This window comes from Mesobacillus maritimus (assembly GCF_019749255.1).
In the GTDB taxonomy this organism is placed as follows: domain Bacteria; phylum Bacillota; class Bacilli; order Bacillales; family Cytobacillaceae; genus Mesobacillus_B; species Mesobacillus_B maritimus_A.
Map to the genome: position 1 here is coordinate 296,909 of NZ_JACWFH010000007.1, position 21,684 is coordinate 318,592.

Sequence of the window (21,684 nt, forward strand, 5' to 3'; positions counted from 1 at the left end):
GAACAGGTCTACTTCCCCGTTCGTTTAAACGCTTTCCATATAAAAATCCTACTTTCAACCTTAGAAAGTAGGATTTTTGTTTAAGCTTTATTGTGTAACTGCTTCATCTCCCTGATAAATCCTAAACGCAGGAACAATCGTATCTGAAACAATCTCTTTTCCTTTTTCACGAATAAAGTCCAATTTATAATACGCATCGAAGCGTTGACTGATTTCGGTTTTCACCAGTTCAGGTGGCGTCACGACAATAAATTGGAACTTTAGTTTCTCCGCAACCGCGAAAATTGGGTCGAGAACATGCGCAGAGGCTGCTTGGCCGAATGGATTGTCAACCACTAGCGGAACCCAGCTTTGGTCTGTTTCGCCTTTAACGGATAATAGCATCATCATCATGACCATTCGAGCAGATAGCTTTTGGCCACCACTACCGTCGGATTTTGTCTTCGAACCTTGGTTAATCGTCTGCCAGGTTGAATAATGCTCACGTTGCGGTTTTCCGTACATAAACGCATTATCTGTTCGCATGTTATACACAAGTAGTTCAGGATATCGATTTCTGAGCGAAACAAATAAAATTTGTTCATCGCTAATCAGCTGTTTGATTTCCTGATCTAATTCGCGATTATGATCATCAATGCGGTCAAATTGTTTCGTAATTTTATTTATCGCAGAAACGAAATGCTGCTTTAGAAGGGGCTCAATCTCGTCTGCTTTTTTCGGTAAGATGTCTTCTTTCAGCTGAACAAGCGGGAATGAACCTCTTTCGTTCTTCAGCTTCATTTTCGCAATCATCGAGCGAATCGCTTCCGAAATGCCCATCACTTTCATACTCGCACGGCTTGCCCAGAAGCTTTGCGCCTTTTCTGCTCTTTCTTTATCGCGTTCTAATTGTTCTAAACCACTTTGTGAGAAACGCTTCATATTTTTCACAACGCTTTGGATATGGTGATAATGCCTTGTATCCATATGGTCCAGTGTAGTTAAAACTTCATTTTTAAAACGGATTTCCCAATCCTTGCCTTCAATTGCAAGCTTAAGATTTCGCAATGATTGTTCAATTTTCGCATGCTTCTCTTTGCCTTCTTCTTGGATGTTTTGATGATCATCACACCAAGCTAAGATGCATTTCTTTCCTTGAGTTCTAATCTTTTCAATATCCTCATCGGTAAAACTAGCTGCTTCCTCTTTTAGGACAACAGATAATGTAAACAAATCGCCTTCATAATTCGTGATATTGCTTTCTGTTTCTTTTTGTTGTTTCTCTGTGTCCTTAATCTCTTTCTTGGTTAGCTTCGTTTGGTCTTTGATTTCAACTTCTTTAACCTCTAAATCATGCTCTTCCCATTCTTCTGGCTGTTTCTCGTGCTTGGCAACCTTCTTCCCTGCCTTTTCACGCTGTTCAATTGAATGCTTTAAGGACGTTTCCGCCACTGTTACCGCAGTTCCCTGCTCACGTTCTTCTTTTTCAGCTGCCTTTACTTCTTTACTAGCAGTTTGCAACATGTTCTCTAGAATACTTATCGGTTCATCAGGCTCGGCTACATCTTTCCAATCCTCATTAATTGCTTTTAGTTTTTTCTCTAGTTTCTTTTGCTGCTTTTGTTCTGACTCTTTTGTTGCTTGAATTTTGATTAATTCGCTTGCCTGTTCTTCTTTTGATTTGTGAAGCTGTTTGAGCTCATCAATGCTCCCATTGATTTCCTCTAAAACATGAGAGGATAAGCGTGGCACCTCTTCAGTCGCATCCGCTTTTTCCTCAGCAGGGAATGATGCTTCTTCAATAAAGAAAGAGATTCCCTTTATACTTTGTTCTGTCGTGAGTTTCCATTCCACGTATGTTTGATTCCACTCGTTCTGGAGATTTACGACTGTTTCAAACTCACTAGCGATCTCTTCTTGTTGCTTAATTAATGATTCATGTTGTTTTTCTTTCTCTTGTTTGACACGCTTATTTTCTTGATGCAGCTCTTTTTCGCTTTCAAACGCCGTTAAGGTTTCCACATCTTTTGTTAGCTTTTCAACCTTTTGCTTCGCTTTTTTTCGTTGTTCTTTAAGCTGTAGCTGCAATTCTTTTTCTTTCTCTTGTTGGGCCGTAACTTCTTGAAGCTTTGTTTTCTTCGCAGCGAGCGCATTTTGTTCTTGTCCTAGAGATCTTTCCATTTCACTAGAAAGGTCATTGGCTAAAAATCGATCAATTTCCTTTAATATTCCACGTAAGGAAGCTTCCGTTTTCTCAATCTCTTCTAGTGTTTCTTTCTTTTCACCTAGTTGTTTCGCAATCTGAATTTTCCAGTGGGTAAACTGATTTTTATCCGTTAACAGCTCATGCTCGGTTCCATTAACCATTACAAAAGCAGACTCTTGATTTTCCCCATTCATTTCCTCGCGCATAAAAATCGGAACCGGACTCTTATACATTCTACCTGTAAGAATCTGTTGGTTGATTTTTTGCCATCGCTGTCCGCTAACGACTAATCCGTATGGAAGCAGAGGGTACGTCATAAGCGATTTTGCCATTTCTTCTTGACTTAGGGATTGAAGAAATTGAGTTCCATAAAAAACATCGATGCCTGTCTTCTCATCAATCCATTCCTTCAATTCTTTCACATCTTTATTGGCGACCCAAAATGGCTCATCGTTTAATGAATGATCAAGCTGGGTTTCCCAAAGCTCTTTCTTCAATTCCTCCGCCTGCTGACGGTTCTCAGAAAGTAGCTCCTCTATTTGTAAACTGTACTTCGATAATAGCGCATTGGTAAGAGGTGCTGTTACTTCCGCTAGTAAACCATGAAGCTTATCAACTAGTTTTCCTTCTTTTTGCTTTTGCAGTTCTTTGGCTTCGGTTAATTCCTGACATTTTTCCTCTGAAGTCTCAATCGATTGAACAAGTGTTCCGTGTTGCGTTGCTAATTCATTTTGCTTTTCATTCGAGGCTTTCTCTTTTGCTTGCAAGTCGGTTAATTGCTTTTCTTTATCCTCAATTTGTTTCGAAAGACTCTCAATAAAACCGGTTAAATCGTAGGTTAAACGATCTCCGAATTCCTTGATAAGCGTTGCTTCCTTCGATTCAAAGGTATGGATTTGAGTATAGAGGAAATCAATCTCGGTTTTCAGCTTGGCAATTTCGGTTGTCTTTTGTTTATCCTGTTTCGACAGCTCTGTGGCTTTTTTCTTTAAAAACTTTTGATAGCCAAAATACTGCTTAATGTTTTCTTTTATCGCTAAGGAGGATTCTTCCCATTGCTTGGCTGCTTCTGCTTTGATTTCATCCATACGTTGGTTGACTTGCTCTAAGCCACTATTTTGCTCTAATTTCGCAATCTGTTGCGAAAGGGCGCGAATGCTTTGCTCGTTTTCACTCCACTCTTTTAATAAAACTAGAAAAGCGAGCTCGTCTTTACGGTCCTGTTTTGCTTGTACAACCTCTTGTAACGCTTCATGCTTTTTCTGTTCTTCTGCTAACTTTTTCTCCCAATCGCGTACCTCGCGATGCGCTTTGGCGTACTCTAAGTTATCTTTTTGGAAGCGTAACTCGTCTTGCTTCACCATTAATTTTTCAAGGTCTTTTTCTAACTTAACAAGTGTTTCCCGTTCTGCTTGTAACAAATGCTCTAGTGCTCCAAGCAATTGTTGTCCAACCTTGATGCTTTCATCGATCACTTCTTTATGCTGAATTCCAGTTACTAAGTGGTCTTCAAACGGAACAATGTCTTCTAAAAACTCTTTATGTGCTTGCTCACGTTTTAACAGCACTGGAAGGTCTTTGGCAATACTCGCCTGACTTTTAAATATCTCCACAAGATCGTTCTTTTGGTGCTCGGTGCGATGCAACACTTGACTGACCGTTGGGATGATTCGCTTTTGGAACAGCGAATGATCATCTTCGGCGCCTTCGAAGTATTTGCCAACGCCACCTTCGTCTTTATTAATGTCCTTTAAGATATCCCAATCTTTGCGATCAATTCCATACGTATCAAGGATGCGATAATGCTTCTTTGTATCACGGTAAACGTCATAACCATTCCATTTTAAATAGTCTTTCAAGCCCTCAGTATCAGCCACTTCTTCATTTTCTAAAAGGGGGATATGCTCAAGGCCTGCTTCTTCCTGGCGCTCAAATTCTCTTGTATAAAAAGTGATGTTCGGAAGAATTTTCGCTTCTTGTTCTAAGGTTTTCTTCTCAGTTTCGCCTTCCTCACTCATCGAGATCCGCTGCTCGGCGGAGAACATCCCGCCCGTGATGAGATGTCTATGGTCGGCGCCGTCTAATTCCCACTGAATCACCACATGAAAGGTGTACGGAATAAACTGCTCTTTATGATTAAAAAAGAACTGCTGATAATAACGGTTATTTTGTTTACCCCACGAAGTTCCTGGCTTCAGGATTTGGAAGATGGTTTGTAAAAATACCCCTTTACCGCCTCCATTCATCATTGAAATCAACCCATTGGTGGATGTATTTTCATTATGAAAATTGAATGTGGTATCTTTGTATTGCTTTTGCATGCCATCATACTTGAGACCAACAATTCTAATTCGATTGATTTTCGGCATGCTCTTCCTCCTCAGTTGTTACTAATTTCTTAAACATTTCGTAGCGATCATAATCATGGTACAAGTATTCAATCCGCTCAAATAACTCTTGCTTAGGGATTGCTTTTGGAATTTCGTCACGGTCAAGTACGACAATTAATCCTTCCGTCTCTAACAAGCGCATCGCTGTTGTAATCAACCCGATTCTTGTACGGCGATTGGCTTTTTTTACCCCAAAATCATCGGTGTCCACTTCCATGTACTTCCACGTGGTGACAACTTCCTTCATATCGATTTTTTCAGCTTCACCGAAGGAAGGGTTGTTTTTAAGCATGTTATCCCAGTTCATAATGAGTTCATTCACTTGCCGTTCTAATGCGTAAAAGCTGATTCCTTCACGTTGCGAACGTATTTTCGCTGCCTGGTTCCGGTCGATGCTTGCTAAAAACGACATGATCACCACACTAATCAGATGAAAGTGTTTTTTCGTTTCAATCTGCTTGTGCTTGTCTTTCATATGAGTAAAATTCGTCGCAAACACGGAGCCTGTTGGCTGGACGACCAATTGAATCCGTTTTGCCGACTCGATGATATATGTACCAGATTCGTCTGCTAGTAACAGAACGGTCTGTCTCACTTCTGGATCAAAATACGTCTGGAAGTGCTCACTATTTTCATCAATGACTTTCTCTTTTAAAAGCGTAAAGTAAACAGCAGACGCTTTTTTGATGGTTTCCGCACTCATGCTTTCTCCTCCTCTACACAAATTTTAAATGGGGTGATTTTCATGCGATGCCAGAGGAAGGGCTTTGCACTTGAATCAAACTTTGTATAAATCTTCGAACCTTCAAACACTTGAAATTGTGGATATTCCTGCATCAGTTTATAAAGCAAAATTTCACGCTCATCGTTGATGGTTTCTTCCTGTCGATGTAGTACCTGTACCTTTAGTGGTTTACGATCAAACATCATCCATAAATCAATGGTTTCCGATTCTTCAAACCATAGGTCTTGTACCTCTAACGGCAATGTCGCTAAATCGGCTAACGAAAACTCTCCGTACGTTTGTAAAAACTGAAACACATAGCTCCAAGCTTTAATGACAGACTTCCAGTCGGTCACACGCTGGCGAGTCGTGGTTTCTTCTGTTTCTTCCTCAACAACCACATCGGTTTCCTGAGTTTCGTCGTATTCTTGTTCTCCCCAGATCCAATCAAGCGGCAAAACAAACTCGTTCTTCGGCGAAAATAGGGGCCCCAACACACTCTCAATAGTGTCGAAACTTTCCACGCCTTCTTTCATGAACCAGTTTTCATAAAAATGCTCTTTAAACGATACTAGACTGGTTTCCCAGAACAATGATGGATTTTCCGCTTTTAATTTCATCTCATAGGAAATGTTTTGAATCACAAGCTTAGCAAGACGGTCATGCAACTGTCTTGTATGGCCAATCTTTTCTTTAAGAAGCGTTAATTCTTTTTGTATATAATCTTCTTCGTCATTTGTCCGGATTGTTTTTTCAATCATGGTTGTAATCGTTCGAAAATGGGTTTTCTCTTCTTCAAATTGCTTTTCAATATCTTCGCGACTGTCAGACCGTTGCCATTCTTCTTCCATGATAAGGATTTTCGGATTATTGACCATTTCCTTTTGAAAGGTGAATTCTTTTGCCAATAAGCGGTTTACACGTGAAATGAGGTGATCGAGGTTTCGCGTTGCTTTGCGGAAATTCCCATTTTTAATCAACTGCATGCTATAAAGCTGTTCAATCGAAATCGAGAATTCTTCAGCCATTTCCCTGCTCATAAAAATCATTTCTTGAGCAACATCGGTAAGCTTATAAATAATTGAACCACCTAGTTCCAGGTTTGTATACGATTCATCCATTGTGACATAGCGAAACGTCTGCGTTTCCCATGACTGTCTAATTTCATCATAGTAAAGCGTTTCAAACGGCTTACTATACTCTTCCTTCCCCTGATACAGCAGCCCACTGGTAATCCGGTCAATTTGCTTATCATCGGCTAAAAGCTTCATTTGCTTTACCGCATCTTCGACCATGTAGCGGATATCAGATTTTCGTCTGCTGTCATCATCATTTAATTCTTTATAGAAAATCGTCAGCAGCACTTGCATGAGAATCGTTTGGAGATAGGGTTTTAGCTCACCTACTTCCATCCCTCTTCCTAGCTCAAACAACGGATTTAAACGCTGCATCCGCTGGGCAAATCCTTCCCAAGATTCATTCATATGTCCACCTCCTCCATGTTTCGATGGTTAATACTTCTTGCGGGATGCGCTTATTTTCATTCCATAATTGTTGTAAAAGCACCTGTTCTTCTTCCGTAAAGTAGTTGAAGAATGCGTCACGGTATTTAAGGTTCTGTGTTTGGCCGGTTTTCTGGTCATTTCTTTGGCTGATGCATTCAAGCATTTTTCGATAAACTTTAAGGGCCGGCTCAATACAGCAATCAGGATACTTTTCCATCAAGCGAATAAGGATTCCGTATCCAGCGGCATCCAAATCTCCTGCATAATAGAAAAGATAGTTTTTCGGCGGAAACATCCGAAAGAAGAACGAAAAGCTTCGTTCAATTTTCGTTCCTTCGCCGTAAATGATCAGCTCTGGTTCATAATCAAGTTGATTGTTTTCTAATAATTGAATCGATGTATGGAAGAATGATAGATTCTCGACAATCAACACGCGTTGAATATCTTTAATCTCTTTTCCTTGCTTCATCCAGAACACAAACGGTTCCCCGTATTTCACCACTTTCAGGTGTTCCTCGGTAACGCCAATACGAGTTAAAAAGCCTTTGCCTTCAGGAAATTGGTCGCTATCTAGTAAAAACTTTTCATGGCCAAACAGCTCCAAGCTTCGTTCCTCTAACGATACGATTTCTCGTTCCATGCTGGATTGCAAAAACGCATATAAATTTTGTATACGAGTCAATTCCTCTTCCGTTTGCCATTCAGGATGGTTTTCATAGTATGTAAAATCAAACACATCACTCAACTTCATCATTTCTAGTCGATCCCATTTGGTTTCCTGAACTTTGATATTGACCCAGTAAAATAAAGACAAAGCAGGAGTTTTTCCGTTGTATTGATTGTTTTTAAGCGGGGTTAGCTGACCCTCTTCTTGCAATAATTGAATGGCACGATAAAACATCGAATACCCATCCATATCAAAATAGTCATCCAGTAGCCTACGCAGCTGGAGTTCTAAGTCGTTTATATTAATCTTCTTCTTTTGTTTTGGGTGTTGAATGTCAGCAATAAAGCCACGCACCCGGGTTTCAATTACATCTATTTTACTCACCTACTTGTTGTTGCTAAGTCTCTTTTTGTTATAGGGATATAACTTCTAAAACAATTTTCGACATCTTTTAATTATAAACTAGATGGAGGATTGTGTGGAAAGAAAATTTTCTTGAGATTTTAGGGCATATTCCCCAGATTTCGGTTTCATATATTCGAGCTTTAGACTAAATAAAAACCGCACGATTGGAACAATCACGTGCGGTTAACGATAAATTGGAATATGTTTATCGTTTTTCCCTCTTGTTAGATCCACGTCTTTCCAACTCTTCTAAAATTAGTGGAATTTCAATTCTTCCTCTAATGGATGTATTCTTGAATTCAGAGCTAGTTGACTAACATGAAGGGAGTAAACTACTTTGTCTCTTAGAGAACCAATATATAAGAGTCTAAGGTTCCTTCCTTCAACTTAAAGCAACAACAGCAATTAAAACCTTTTCTATTAATTGATACTTTTATTATAGTTCTCGTAGATTATTAGTTTTCATGTTAGAAAATATGACATGTTTGTATTTTTCTAGATAAAACACATCTAAAATAATGATTGTATTCAATTAATAACAAATTGAGAGGGGAAATGCTAATTGGAAAATACCACAGTTTTGACAACTACCAGTGAAGATTTTCGTTTTGCGGAAGTGACAGTGAAGCAACTACAGACAGGGTATGAAAATGGTGAATTCACTGTGGAAGAGGTAATCACCTCCTACTTAAAACGTATTGAACAATTTGAAGAGCTTTATAATGCATTTACATCTTTGAATCCTAATGTTTTCGAAGATGCAAAAGAGATTGATCGATTGCGTGAATCAGGTGCAGAATTGGGCCCTCTAGCGGGAATTCCCATTGTCATTAAAGAAGCAGTCGATATGGCTGGATATCCATCCACTTTTGGCTGGGCTCCTTTTTGTAAGGATACAGGTGGCATTGAGTTATCGCCAAAAAATGACGCAACCATCGTTACTAGACTGAAAGACGCCGGTGTTGTGATTCTTGGAAGGACCAATATTCCTGCTTTCAGCTGTGCGTATAATGCAAATAATAGCTGGGACGGGCCAACATACAATGCGGTTAATCGTTCCATCTCGCCTGGAGGAAGTAGTAGCGGCACAGCTACTGCTGTTTCGGGAAATTTCACTGTCTTGGGTATCGCCGAAGAAACAGCTGGATCCATACAGGTTCCTGCAGCCGCACAGGCGATAGTGGGGATTAAGCCTACATTTGGGTTAGTTCCCATGCGAGGGTGCACTCCTTTAGCAGGGAGTACCAGAGATGTTCTAGGTCCTCACGCTCGAACCGTGGAAGATGCTGCTATATTACTCAATGTCTTGGCAGGTTATTCACCAGAAGATTCGAACACAGCAGCAGCGATTGGAAATGTCCCAATTGAGGGATACACCGCTTCCCTTGATACCGGGGCACTGAAGGGAAAACGAATTGGGTTGTACGGTCCTGGGTGGCGTTCGGAAGAACTATCAGCTGAAACTAAAAAGCTGTATGCTGAAGCCATTGAAGTATTAGAAAGCCAAGGTGCTGAAGTAATAGATGATCCGTTCGCTGGGACAGGTTTGGCTGAGTTCATGGAGACAAAATATTCGTTTATGGGTATGGAAACATTTTTCTATGATCTTGAAAAATACTTAAAAAACCTGGACCCAGAAGACGAAACCATTTCTTTAAAGTCTATCTTTGAAAAGGCTGGGCAAGTCCCGTGGGGCGAAGGGGGACCATTAAGTTTGGTATCAGAGATTATTAATGATGCAACCGCTGAAAAAGATCATAGTCTCTTACCAGATTTAACCGAATTTAATGAAGTTAAAAGTGAACTTCTCCGGGTGATTAATACCGTGATGGTAGAAAAGCAATTAGACGGATTTGCCTTCCCTCAGATGCCAGAAGAAATACCTGTCTTGAGCGAAGACAATGTAAAATCCACGACTATTTCTGAAATTAATATTAGTGGGTTGCCACTGATCACTGTACCTGCAGGGTATTATCAAAGCGGTTCTCCTTTTGCTTTAGCCTTCTTTGGCAGAGCATTCAGCGAAGCTGAACTCATCGCGATGGCTTACGCCTACGAGCAAGCAACCAAACTCCGCGTAGCCCCAACAATGGTTGAGAAGTTAAAATAATCATTCGTTATCGTTCTACTATAGCATTTTTAGAAGAGTGTTTTTCAGTGGATTTTTGATCACACCCTATGCTTCTCTTTCAGCTATAAATAAAGTCACACCATTTTAAAGAATCACAGGGTACGGTATCCCATTTATTAGATTTTTAGTTTCAAGAGTCTTCCCTACTTTTAAGTGTCTCACCCTCTAAATATAAAAAAGAGCCAAAAATATGCAGTTCTTTTGGAATACCTGAATATTTTGGCTCTTCTTTGCTTTTTTTTACTTATATTTAGGATATTATTGTTCCATTATGATAAACATTTGTTGCTCTCCCCGGAATACAACTTCCTCTATGTTCAGGAGGGTGTTTCGGTTCTTTGGCGTATTTTTTCGTTGAAGCTGATTGTGCTAGCTTGTCCTTCATCTATACGATCTGAAAGTAAGTATTAAATCCTCACCTTTTCCAATTCATCAACAAATGCGGGACGCCTTTTATATGTTTCTTTCAACGTTTCTATAAGGGCGATTGGTTGAGCGGTCCCACAGACTTTGCTGTATTTTTTTATGATGGAGGTAACTCCTTTATATTTCTTTCGATCAGAAGCTTCCTCTGCTGCTTTGAGGATATATTCAGTAAATAGTCTATTTAGCTCTTCAGGATGGCTTTCCTCAAAATAAGGATAGAGTTCTGTGACTGAGGAAAGATGATGGTTACAAAAGTCAAGAATATGCGTTGTTAACCTTTCTTCCTTAATAATGGAAAGATATGTTGCCGAGAGCCTGTTTTCTTTTTGAAACAGAGATAATAACCTGTTTAATTCTTCCGACCATTCTTTTGATGTATAAAGATTCTTTAATTTCTCGTAATAGCTATAATCATTACCCAGTAGAAACTCTTCTGCTAATTCCTTTTGTTTCTCAAGCTCTCCAGTTACTTCATAGACTTGATAACGATATTGACGGAATGTGTTAACAAGGCCTGGCCATTTTTTCGCTGCCATCCTTTCTCCCTCTAGAGCTAATTGAATCACTTTATCAAACTGACCTTTCGCGAATGCATGCTCGATGGCAATTTCTCGAAAGTCATGGAGATGAAGATGTTCGTAAATAAACTCTTCTATCTTCTCTTCATCATCAAACGTTTCCATAATAGCAAGTTGGAGCTTTTTCAATTGAGTTCGATCATACTCTCCTGACCAAGAGTCTTTTGTGGTCTGCTTCAATAAGGAGGCTAACGTTTCTTCAAGTTTTGAGCGTAACTTTTTACCACCGCAAAAAGGAATGCATAATCGTAATAAGTCAAAACGCCATTCGCTCCAGCCATCGTACTGTTCGTTCATGGCTTCCTTTACAATTGCATCAAAGAGCTCTGATTGTTCTTGTAAATGACCAAATTCAAAGCCACTGGAAATCGCCTGGTCGATGATCTGTATACACCAGGATATAACTGCCCCAATCGAACCATTAGAATCATCACTGTAATCGATCATTTCAACAACGTTCGATAAAACCGTTATCCCTAAAAGAACGGCATTTTCAAAATCCCCTTGTACGATTTTCGATTGAGCCTTTTCTAAAACCATTTCAGCTCCTTGCAAGGCATTATTAACTTGATTCCATTCAATAAAGCCCTTCCTACTAGCACGACGAATGGACTCCTTGATTAATTTTTCACTCGCGGTACGTTCATTTTTCGTTGGAGAATAGGTATATAACAGCTGTTCTTTTATATCTGGGTTGTCATCGGTGATTTCAAGGATGATTCGAATGAGCTCGTCCTTTTTTAAACTTCTCAGCATGGATGGCAAATTTGGTTGTTTCTCTTTTTTAAAAGATTTTCTCTTTAGTGCTTTCTGCTCTCGAATGGCATAAAGGACAGCAGCTTGATGTTTACAATAATCATCATAGTCGTAGGGACAATCGCAAGAAGAATCCACGATATCATCTACATCATTCAAGTAAACATCAACGGTATAGATGTCGGTCCCATCCACATCTGCTAGATAATGATGACCATCGTCTGTTTCAAGCGTATCGATCATGCCCCTATGAAAATAGTCCAGTCCACGCTCAAGAATCTGATTCTGAAGATATTGTTCAAAATTTGATAAATTCATTGTCTTCACTCCAATGAGGAAAATACTTGTAAGAAGATGTAAGTCTCTTAGGTTCCTATTTTAACACGTTTCCGTTCGCAGGAAACCAGTTCACTAAATGGCTATTTCATCCATAGATAGAAAAGGGATTTACTTTCTCTTTATCATGATACAATTCACAAGAAAAGCTTAATAAGGGAGGAACTCTTCATCTATTCGAAAAATCCCTCCATTATTAAGCCTCACTTTGATACAAATGATTTGTAATCTTTTCTTTAAGCTTACTCAATTCTTTTAACTCAGATGTAAAAACCATAAAGCTTTCATGGTCTCCTGTATCTAGGGCTTCGTTAATCTTGTACTGATAATAAATTTCTGTTAGTTCAAGGTCTGTTAATGAGACAAGATGCCCACTGTCATAGTAGTTCTCCAAATCTACTAGAGCGATATAGAAATGACGGTCGTCATTCACGCTAATTAAAAAATACCAGCCTTGGTCATGGACAAATTTCCGGTCCCTCGTAAGTTCAATGATATCTCCACTATGGATGGTAAACTGGCTAGCATGGTGTTGATCAGGACAAAAACATTTAATCTGATGGTTAAAGGACTTCTTAGCAATAAAATGTCGAAACATTTGCTTCTCTCCCAGTGTAATTTTTCTTTAGTGTAGAAAATTTTGGTTGGACCCCTTTATTTGACTATCGTGGTGCTCATTACATTTATCAGTAAACGGACAGCTGCTACATTCTGCCATCGAATTCGTTTTTAAATAATTGTTGGGTTGCTTTAGGAAGATTTTCATCTTGTTCAAATATAAAATGCCCTGGTCAACATTGCTCTTTGATGGTGAAAAGCTATGTTTCTTCCCATCCAATAGTGTGATGATTTCAATTTTTTCGGGCAGTTTCTTAAACGCTTTATCTGAAAATACCACAAGCATATGAAGGTATAGGTGAACCATTTCCTCGTCCGCTTCCACAAGGAATTTCTTCACTTTGAATGAATTGTTCGTCCATTCCACTAGCTCAAAGGTTAAAGAAAGATCACTTTCCAGTTCTTCGACATATGTATTCATTTTTTTATATAAAAAGAGTGGCGGAACTTGTTCTGTCTTGGGCACTAAGAATTGCAACAACTGGTCCGTTGTCTTTGCTAACACCATATAATAGTGGACCTTCGATTCAAAGGCTTTTGGATTCATGTTTTTCCAATAATGATCAACTAGCTTTAAAACATGCAATGTATTTTGCTCATTTGCAGGCAGCAAATAAAAGCTATACACAACTTTATTAATGATGGATTGCACGACCTGGCGCCATTTAACCTGGCTAGAATCTAAGGACAAGATATGTTGATAATAAAATCGATAAGGACATCGAAGAAATGATTCTAAATGATAATCAGTAATGGTTTTGATCGTGACCTGTTTCTGACTCCAGTCCATAAATGGATCTCCCCTTCCGTATAAAACTGAGAATATTCGCTTTAAGTGAGAATTATTCTCAATGCTGTATAAAAATTAACGAACTAACGTCCCTGTAACGCTTTATAGATTGAACACCAAGAACGCTTCGCAAAATATATTGGAATACATTGGCTTTTCGCTCGCTTTTTTATCTCAGTAGAGAGGTTATGATTCACAAAATCTGTTAAAACAAGAATGCAACCTACTTTTTCAGGAATCTCCATATTGACCATTTTTACTTTTCTTCCGTTTACATGATAAACATCATGAAAACCAAAAGATGAAAGTTTATCAAGAATACTTCCTAAGTGATCAGCGCCAACGATCATTAGTGAACTCATCTGTAGTTCCTCCCAAGACTCTAAATATGTAACGTAATATTTTTAATTGATAATGGTTATCACTGATTATCAATATTTTAAATGATAATGATTTTCATTGTCAATAATATTCGAAAAACTTATGAAAAATGAATTCTTTTGATTGTTTTCCTGATGAATAGCAATAATTGAACTTTCATTATCGTTGTTAGAAACTCTTTCGCTAAGCAGAGATAAGTCAGAGTTTATGAAGAGATGAGAATTAAATGAGCAACGTCCAAAGGGTAGTTCGGAAAAACCTTCTATTTGGATGCCAACATATATTCCCTTTTCATTAATACATATAGATGAAGTCTCAACATCTTGTTTATGGAGTGATTACTGTGCCAATCATCACGAGGAAAACTTTTATCTATACCGTACAACAAGGAGATACCGTGTATTCTATCGCACAACGATATCAGAGTTCGGTACAAGAGATCTTACGAATCAATTATCTATTTCCACCAGTAACTGATGTTGGATTGTATTGAGTCCCCTTCCTGGTGCAATTTTGAATGTCCCCGGAGTATACTTATCCCCCTTGCTTGACCATTTGTTACAAAACATTGTGAAAATATGAACAAAATTTGAAATCGTTTTTATAGTGATAAATGTCATACTGGCCTAAGAAATTCGAATGATAATCTAAATTTGTAGCGAATTCATAAGCAGGAGGAATTTACCATGTCCCAAAAATATCAAAACCTATTCTCCCCAGGGAAAATTGGAACCCTTGAACTAAAAAATAGAGTCGTTATGACCGCAATGGGAACTGGTTTCGCCAATCCAGACGGAACTCCATCAGAGCGAATTATAAAATATTATGAAGAAAGAGCGAAAGGCGGCGTTGGCTTAATCGTCACAGAAGTGACAAGAGTCAATGATGATCACGGTAAGGCTAGTGATGGTCAATTGAGTGTATCTAAGGATGAAAATATTGAAGCATTAAAAGTGTTTGCGGATCGAATTCATCAATATGGAACAAAACTATTTGTTCAATTGCATCACCCAGGAAGGCAAAATGCCTCTGCAGCCATTGGTGGCCAACCAGTTGTTGGACCAAGTGCGATTCCTTGTGGGCTTATGCAGGAGGAAACTCGGGCACTTACAACAGAAGAAGTGGAAGGTCTTGTAGAAGATTTTGTTAACGGTGCTAAAAGAGCAAAGGCAGCGGGAATCGATGGTGTAGAACTGCATGCTGCCCACGGTTATTTGCTTAACCAATTCTTGAGCCCTTATACCAATAAACGAACAGACAAATACGGTGGCTCGTTTGAAAATCGCCTTCGATTTATTGAAGAAATTATTAATGGGATCCGTCGAGAATGCGGTGACTTTCCTTTAATGGTAAGATTGTCAGTCGATGAATATTTAGATACCATCGGAGCTCCTGAACCTGGGATTGTGTTGGAAGAAGGTGTTAAAATTGTCCAAGCTCTTGAAAAACTGGGCATTGATGCGATTGATGTATCATCAGGCATCTACGAGACAATGAATACAATCGTCGAACCTACCTCCTATCCCCAAGGCTGGAGAACTCATTTATCACAAGCAGTTAAAGCAGCGGTGAACATCCCTGTCCTTGCGGCAAATGTCATTAGGAAACCCGAATTTGCGGAAGAATTACTCTCCTCCCATACAATCGATTTTGTTGGTATTGGCCGCGGTTTATTAGCGGATCCAGAATGGGTCAATAAAGCTGCAGAAGGACGCGAATGCGATATTCGGAATTGCATCTCTTGCCTACACTGCTTTGAATCAATTTTTGCTGGAAATCTTGAGTGTGCCGTGAACCCGAGGATGGGACGAGAGCTTGAATATGATCACCTGCAAAAAGATGGTCAAGGTCAAACGGTTGCCATCATTGGCGCTGGACCTGCTGGTATGGAAAGTGCTCGTGTGCTAGCGCTGAGAGGCTTTAAGCCTGTTATTTTTGAAAAAGAAGCTACAGTTGGCGGCCAATTGCTTTTGGCAAATAAGCCTCCGCAAAAAGAGAAGATTGATTGGTTGATTGAGTATTTAGACAATCAATTAAAACAACTTGGAGTAGAAGTCCGCTTAAATACAATGGCTACGGTTGAAGAAATTAGTAAGTTATCCCCTTATGCTGTTTTTATTGCCACAGGTGCCGATGCTTTTATTCCAGGCATAGAAGGGTCTAATCTTGAACATGTGTATACAACGACAGATATTTTAAATGGAGCTGTCAACTTAGAAGGGAAAAATATTGCGGTTATTGGATCTGGTATGACCGGTTTAGAAACGGCTGAGTTACTAGCTGAACAAGGAAATACAGTTACCGTATACGAAATGGCAACCCAAATTGGTGCTGGTGCCTATTTCCAAAACCTAATTGATGTGACAACAAAATTAGCGAGACTTGGTGTTGGCTTACATCCAGTTCATAAACTACACAAGATTTTGGACAGAAGCATCGTTCTCGAAAAGCTGGATACAAACGAAATGGTGGAAACTCCGGTTGATGCGGTTGTCCTTTCTCTTGGAGTACGACCGAACAATACAATCGCCAACGAAATGAAAGGAAACTTTGCTAACGTAAAATGTATCGGTGACGTGAACGCACCAAGGGAAATAGCTCAAGCTATGAGTGAAGGCTATACGGAAGCTTTTAATCTTGAAGTAAAAGAATTAGCAACAGTTTAATTTTAAGGAAGCATAGGGCCGCACGCACCCTATGCTCCCTTTTACTTTTTATTTTTGGCCATATCCACGCTCTTACAGATATGTAAACATCCTTTTTCTCACTTTTCTTGGTTGCACCTTATTGTTAAGGTACTTATGTATGATTTTCATTTTCTTCTATTATTATCTTAGATTCGGTAGTTTGAGTGGTTAGATGAATTTACTGTATTCAAATTTGCTAGGAAGCCCGAGATACAAGAAGCTATAACAAAACTTTGGGGCTGCTTTAGGGTCATTATTATGTAGAATCAAAGAAGCACAGGGCATCAATCCCCATGCTTCAAACCTACATTTATACACCAACCCCAGCCAACTTCTCCAACTCACTGCCTAAGAACTTCGCGACTTTAAGCATACCGAACTTTTGAGCGGCTTCTTCAGCATCAGAGTTATAATTTGTATTCGTGTTAATGTCATAGGTAAAAATTTCTCCATCCTGGTTGCAAATGAATTCAATGCCTGCAATTTGGATACCGTTTGCAGCTAACACCTGTTCATATTGTTCTAATAGTGGGTCTGCAAAATTTTCTACGATTTGGAACTTTGGTTTTGTTGTTGGGGCTTCCTCGCCAACTGGGCAGAATAAGTCACCGATTTGGCATGCGTCTGCGGGACATAGTTCAAAGCCTTCTGACGTGTCTACTTGAACTGCGTATACAAACTTTCCACCTACAAATTCACAACGTGTAATATAAGGTTCTGGTGCTTGGATGTATTCTTGTACTAACGTGATGCCATCAACTGGTTCTTCAAATGTTGGTCCATCTAGGTACTCATTTAAAGCTTCTAATGAATAAAACAATTGCACGCCTAACCCTTTCCCAGCTCTGTTATGTTTCGTGATAAATGGCGTACCGGCAAACTTTGCTGCGGCTTCCCTAATTTGGGCTTTGCCTACAGCAGCAACCGTTTTGGGGGTTTTTATGCCAAAACGATTTAACTCGAGATATTGCTGAACTTTACTAACTTCTAGCTGAAGAGCGCGAGAACCGTTGAACACTTTTCTACCATGTGCTTCTAGCCAAGCTAGTACCGCGCTTGTTAGCTCTGGTGCATAACGGTGATTACGTGTATGAGAGGATGCACTCATTCTACTATAATAGATCCCTTCTGGCGGCGCAGTAGAAAGGTCTACAATACCTTGATCTAGATGCCATACTTCATAAGGAAGCTCAAGTTCCTCTAATCGTCTTACTAAATGCTGTGTCCACTCGTCATTTTCATGAATGACATATATTTTACTCATTGTTGTCACTTCCATTTCTAGTTTTCTATTGTTTTGTTTGCTTTGAATGACTCCTTTGCATAGGCAAAAGTTGGTTGCAGTTTTCATCTTCTACATTATGTAACCATCCGCCAAATATCGGCAACCAAACCCCATACTTCACTCTACTCATCTCCTCATCCTAGCTGCTCAGTTGGCGCAATAGAAAAAACCTCTTCAAAGAAGAGGTTTGGATTGCTTCACCTCTTCTTATTTTTCAAACATGATGTTTGATGGACTTGGCACAGTTTTCTATCATTAGAACCCGCTGCCGAGGCTTCAAAGGGCCATTTCCCTCCACCTCTCTAAATAAGAAGAACATTATTAAAATATAATTTAATAATACTTGATATATTTGGATAGTTCAATATTTATTTAGTCTATTATTATTGTACAGTGGTAAACCGAGTATTTGGATAGACTTTATAAAAGGAAGCATAGAGTATATGGAAATACGTGAAGAGTGCTTCTTGCATAAACGGAAACTATTAAAAGGACATCGGATTTAAACTGAGTTTTGAGGAATAATACGCAAAAAAAAACCGCACGTATGGGTGCGGCTTTTTACATTTTATTGGTACACTTAGACACTCTATTAAGCATTTAAGTTTTCGTTATTTTAAATGATAATGAAAAGACTGGCTTCTTATTTAACAGCTACAGCTGATAAATTTTTTGCCACAGCTGCTACTTTTTCTAAGCCTTCAGCGACAATCCTTTCGGCTTGGTCGGGCATCGCATTGTGACCTTCAATAACGACTTCATCCATGATTTCCATTCCAAATACTCCACCTAAAACGTTTTTCATATAATTTGCAGCCATTTCCATTGGTGCTGCTTCAGGAGTAGAATAGACTCCCCCACGTGCACTTAGAATGATTGCCTTTTTATCAGTCAATAATTGTACAGCTTGTCCATTTTCATCGTATTTGAATGAAAATCCTGCTTCAGCCACATAGTCAATAAATGTGTGTAATTTCGCAGGAATGGTTAGGTTCCATAATGGGAATGCAAATACTATGATGTCTGCTGATGATAAGGCATCTTTTGCCTTTTGTTTTGCAGCTAAAATACGTTGCTCAACATCTGTCAATTCTTCGCCTGCAGATATTTTACCAAAAGCATTAAATAAATCTTGACCAAAGTATGGCATGTCTTCAGCAAAGACATCAAACGTTGTAACGTTCACACCCTCCAGGTTCTCTAGGAAGGTTTCATACATTTTACTTGATACAGCTTCTGAAGCTGGACGGTTATTTGCTTTTACTACTAATACATTCATTACTATATGATTCTCCTTTATATATAAATCAATTTATCTTGAATTGACAATATACAAAACTATTATATGCTAATCAATTTATTAGCTTAATAATCGATTGATGGGTTTAAAAATAAGTTTCTATACCTAGTTTCTATCCAATATATGGGCTTTTGGAATAGGCTCTTATGCCTAGCTCTATCTAACATAAATGAAAAGAAATCCAACTCAAATAAGAATTGGATTTCTTTTCATTTATTTGCTTTTTTCATCATAATCAAACCGCTTTTACAGTGGTTGCCTTTTATCCGTGTATCCTTCTATATTTATATTGTTTCCACTGAAAGAGTATAAAACATCCAATACAGAAACCGAGGATGGCAATAAAAGCGGCTAAAGCAACGAGGGTTGTAAATACATAACCAACAACATTCCAACCAAGAACGAAACTAATATATCCAATCGTTAGGCAAGCCACAGCAATCTTCTGATTGAACTGTTGCTGTTCCCAGTCTTCAGGAATGTAATCCTTTGGTGGTTTCTTTAAAAATCTTTTAGCTACCTCCATGATTGGATGAACGCTTAACATAAGACCCATGAGCCCTGCTAATAATGGTACTAGCAAAAACGCTTCTTGGCCCGTTCCCCATGTTAACAGGACACTGATCACAATCACGGTTTGATTCGTTTTAACAAGCGGTCTTGGTATTGAACGCTGTATTTGACTCATTTATAATCCCGACCTTTCACATTAGTTTTATAGGATTGGTATTAGTTTATTCCTTTCTTCTTCCTTTGTATAGGAAAAATTAATACCTCTACGGCCCCGCGCTTCAAGTGATTGACTAATTGTATAAATTTGTAACCTAAGGCACGACCACTTAATAGGCACCTCTTCTTCTGTGTGATTAAGAATAAATGTTGATAATTAAAAAGTTCCATTTTGTAGCTTCTTATAATTAAGGTTCATACAAGAAAGAAGAAAGAAGAAAGAAGAAAGAGTGATCTTATGAGAGACATATTTTTACTATTAAAAAAGGGCTACAAATCTGCATTATTAGCTTCCATTGTGAACGCAGCCATTTCCATCATAAAAGGAATTGCCTATACAATGACTGGGAATGTCGCCATGTTTGCCGAAACCATGCATAGCTTAGGGGATACGGCAAACCAATTCTTTGTATTTATTGGATCTGCCCTTAGTAAAAAGGCACTTACAAAACGGTTTCCTAACGACTTTGGCAGGTTAGTCAATTTAGTTTTATTAGGTGCAGTTTTAATTGTAGGGATTATGGCGTATGAAATGATCATTGAAGGCTACCATCACCTCCTACATCCCTTAGAAGCGAAGGGGTTTCTCATTAGCTTTTTCGTCTAATTAGCTTCTGTATTATTGGAGTCATTTGTTTTATTTAAAGCAATGAAGGAAACCTTGCATGATGTTGGTGTTCAAGCAAAAGGATTCCAAATTGTAACTTTTATTTATTGGGTACCTACTCTTTCTTCCAAGGGCTTTTTCGAATCCTCGTTCCTGATTTCAGGGTTATCATTTCTGTAAGTCAGAGAAGAAGTACGCTGTACTCATCAAAAAAGAAGCAAAGATAACGTTCCTTCACTTCTTTTTGATATAGTAAAAAAACATTCACCAAGCAACGGAGGACAGCGTTATGGATACGATTACCCATACACTTTTTGGACTTTCTTTATATGGGGCTACTGATAAAGAAAAGATGGATCGTAGAACCAAGATTGCTTATTTATTTACGGCCGTTGGAGCAAGTCAAATTCCTGATATTGATGTGATTTCGCAAGCATGGGATACTGAAGGACTCTACCAAATGTGGCATCGCGGGATTACTCACTCAATTTTTCTGACTCCACTATGGGCGTTGCTCTTTTATATTCTTTGCTTGCTATTCTTTAAAGTTAAAGATCGGCGTTTGTTTTTTCTAGGATGGATTGGAGCATTCATTCATGATACTAGTGATCTTTTTAATGCTTGGGGCACAGGCTATCTTGAGCCTTTTTCAGAAATTCGCATTACGTTTGGAACGATTCCCATCATTGATTTTGTTTTCTGGGTAATCATCGGTGGCGCTTATGTTTTATCGAGAAAGAAGTCACTTGTGAACAGACCCTTCTATTTCCGAGCCGCTTGGGTTGTCATCATTCTTCACGTTGGATTCCAAAGTTTACAAGGCTATTATTTATATCAAAAATACAGTCATGATTATGGACAAGTCGCATTATCTGCTGGGTTTATTCCAACTACCTTTCAGGTAATTACAAAACATGAAGGCAATGTCACCATCTTTCAAGATGGCCTTTTCCAACATAAACAAACCTTGTATGTACTTGAATCGCAAGAGGAAGCGGACCTAGATCGTTTATTCGCTAACAATCCAAGTGCTAAAACTCTTTACCAGTGGTCACCATTTGTTGTCATCGTTGAAGATGATAACAAAATTGGTGTTTTTGACCCGAGATTTTATCGAAATGGACAATCGTTTCTTTTTGAATCCATTGAACACTAAACAAACGCTTGGGTCCTTTTCACCCAAG

The 21,684-nt window shown here is 38.8% G+C and carries 14 protein-coding genes, 2 pseudogenes and 1 riboswitch; of the genes and pseudogenes, 4 read left to right on the plus strand and 12 right to left on the minus strand.

What is annotated here, in order from left to right; all coding sequences use genetic code 11:
- Positions 1 to 87: 87 nt before the first annotated feature.
- From H0185_RS04715 to H0185_RS24420, 4 genes are read right to left on the minus strand one after another with little or no spacing between them, the layout of a single operon-like run.
- A complete protein-coding gene (locus tag H0185_RS04715; RefSeq protein ID WP_221871659.1) occupies positions 88 to 4,554 on the minus strand; it encodes a coiled-coil domain-containing protein in 4,467 nt (1,488 codons plus the stop codon).
- Positions 4,532 to 5,278, minus strand: coding sequence for a DUF6063 family protein (locus tag H0185_RS04720; protein WP_221871661.1), 747 nt, complete (start codon positions 5,276 to 5,278; stop codon positions 4,532 to 4,534). The genes H0185_RS04715 and H0185_RS04720 overlap by 23 nt, the downstream gene beginning before the upstream one ends.
- Positions 5,275 to 6,783: a hypothetical protein gene (locus tag H0185_RS04725; RefSeq protein WP_221871663.1), complete on the minus strand. Its 1,509-nt coding sequence runs from the start codon at positions 6,781 to 6,783 to the stop codon at positions 5,275 to 5,277. The genes H0185_RS04720 and H0185_RS04725 overlap by 4 nt, the downstream gene beginning before the upstream one ends.
- Positions 6,776 to 7,855 (minus strand): Wadjet anti-phage system protein JetD domain-containing protein, encoded by a 1,080-nt coding sequence (locus H0185_RS24420; RefSeq protein ID WP_221871665.1) that lies wholly within the window; start codon positions 7,853 to 7,855, stop codon positions 6,776 to 6,778. The genes H0185_RS04725 and H0185_RS24420 overlap by 8 nt, the downstream gene beginning before the upstream one ends.
- Before the next feature lie 583 nt (positions 7,856 to 8,438).
- Between H0185_RS24420 and H0185_RS04735 the strand changes: the two genes are divergently transcribed.
- A complete protein-coding gene (locus H0185_RS04735) occupies positions 8,439 to 9,986 on the plus strand; it encodes an amidase (protein WP_221871667.1) in 1,548 nt (515 codons plus the stop codon).
- 428 nt (positions 9,987 to 10,414) lie between these two features.
- Here the strand turns inward: H0185_RS04735 and H0185_RS04740 are convergent, their stop codons facing one another.
- The 4 genes from H0185_RS04740 to H0185_RS04755 all read right to left on the minus strand — a co-directional run bounded on the left by H0185_RS04740 (position 10,415) and on the right by H0185_RS04755 (position 13,873).
- Entirely contained in the window at positions 10,415 to 12,085 is a 1,671-nt protein-coding gene (locus H0185_RS04740; protein WP_221871669.1) for an SWIM zinc finger family protein, read from the minus strand.
- Between the two features lie 214 nt (positions 12,086 to 12,299).
- Complete coding sequence (locus tag H0185_RS04745) at positions 12,300 to 12,701, minus strand: hypothetical protein (protein ID WP_221871671.1); 402 nt, start codon at positions 12,699 to 12,701, stop codon at positions 12,300 to 12,302.
- A gap of 27 nt (positions 12,702 to 12,728) precedes the next feature.
- On the minus strand, positions 12,729 to 13,511 hold the full coding sequence (locus H0185_RS04750) for a PD-(D/E)XK nuclease family protein (protein WP_221871673.1): 783 nt from the start codon (positions 13,509 to 13,511) through the stop codon (positions 12,729 to 12,731).
- Between the two features lie 83 nt (positions 13,512 to 13,594).
- A complete protein-coding gene (locus tag H0185_RS04755; RefSeq protein WP_221871675.1) occupies positions 13,595 to 13,873 on the minus strand; it encodes a DUF2325 domain-containing protein in 279 nt (92 codons plus the stop codon).
- 705 nt (positions 13,874 to 14,578) lie between these two features.
- Between H0185_RS04755 and H0185_RS04765 the strand changes: the two genes are divergently transcribed.
- Positions 14,579 to 16,558, plus strand: a complete 1,980-nt coding sequence (locus tag H0185_RS04765) for an NAD(P)/FAD-dependent oxidoreductase (RefSeq protein ID WP_221871678.1) — start codon at positions 14,579 to 14,581, stop codon at positions 16,556 to 16,558.
- A gap of 331 nt (positions 16,559 to 16,889) precedes the next feature.
- On the opposite strand, the gene H0185_RS04770 is transcribed toward H0185_RS04765, so the two are convergent.
- From H0185_RS04770 to H0185_RS04780, 4 genes and pseudogenes are all read right to left on the minus strand, one after another.
- The gene (locus H0185_RS04770; protein ID WP_221871680.1) at positions 16,890 to 17,843 is read right to left on the minus strand and encodes an ATP-grasp domain-containing protein; all 954 of its coding nucleotides are present in this window, start codon (positions 17,841 to 17,843) and stop codon (positions 16,890 to 16,892) included.
- Between the two features lie 38 nt (positions 17,844 to 17,881).
- Positions 17,882 to 17,985, minus strand: a pseudogene (locus H0185_RS24225) (LLM class flavin-dependent oxidoreductase); the annotation flags it as partial.
- Positions 17,986 to 18,068: 83 nt separating this feature from the next.
- Positions 18,069 to 18,177: riboswitch (SAM riboswitch) on the minus strand.
- Between the two features lie 330 nt (positions 18,178 to 18,507).
- The gene (locus H0185_RS04775; protein WP_221871682.1) at positions 18,508 to 19,143 is read right to left on the minus strand and encodes an FMN-dependent NADH-azoreductase; all 636 of its coding nucleotides are present in this window, start codon (positions 19,141 to 19,143) and stop codon (positions 18,508 to 18,510) included.
- Between the two features lie 283 nt (positions 19,144 to 19,426).
- Positions 19,427 to 19,852 carry a DUF4395 domain-containing protein gene (locus tag H0185_RS04780; RefSeq protein WP_221871684.1) on the minus strand — a complete coding sequence of 142 codons (426 nt, stop codon included), beginning with the start codon at positions 19,850 to 19,852 and terminating at the stop codon, positions 19,427 to 19,429.
- Positions 19,853 to 20,131: 279 nt separating this feature from the next.
- On the opposite strand from H0185_RS04780, the pseudogene H0185_RS04785 reads away from it, so the two are divergent.
- A pseudogene (locus H0185_RS04785) lies at positions 20,132 to 20,593 on the plus strand (cation diffusion facilitator family transporter); the annotation flags it as partial.
- Between the two features lie 196 nt (positions 20,594 to 20,789).
- Entirely contained in the window at positions 20,790 to 21,656 is an 867-nt protein-coding gene (locus H0185_RS04790; protein ID WP_221871686.1) for a metal-dependent hydrolase, read from the plus strand.
- The last annotated feature ends 28 nt before the right edge of the window (positions 21,657 to 21,684 follow it).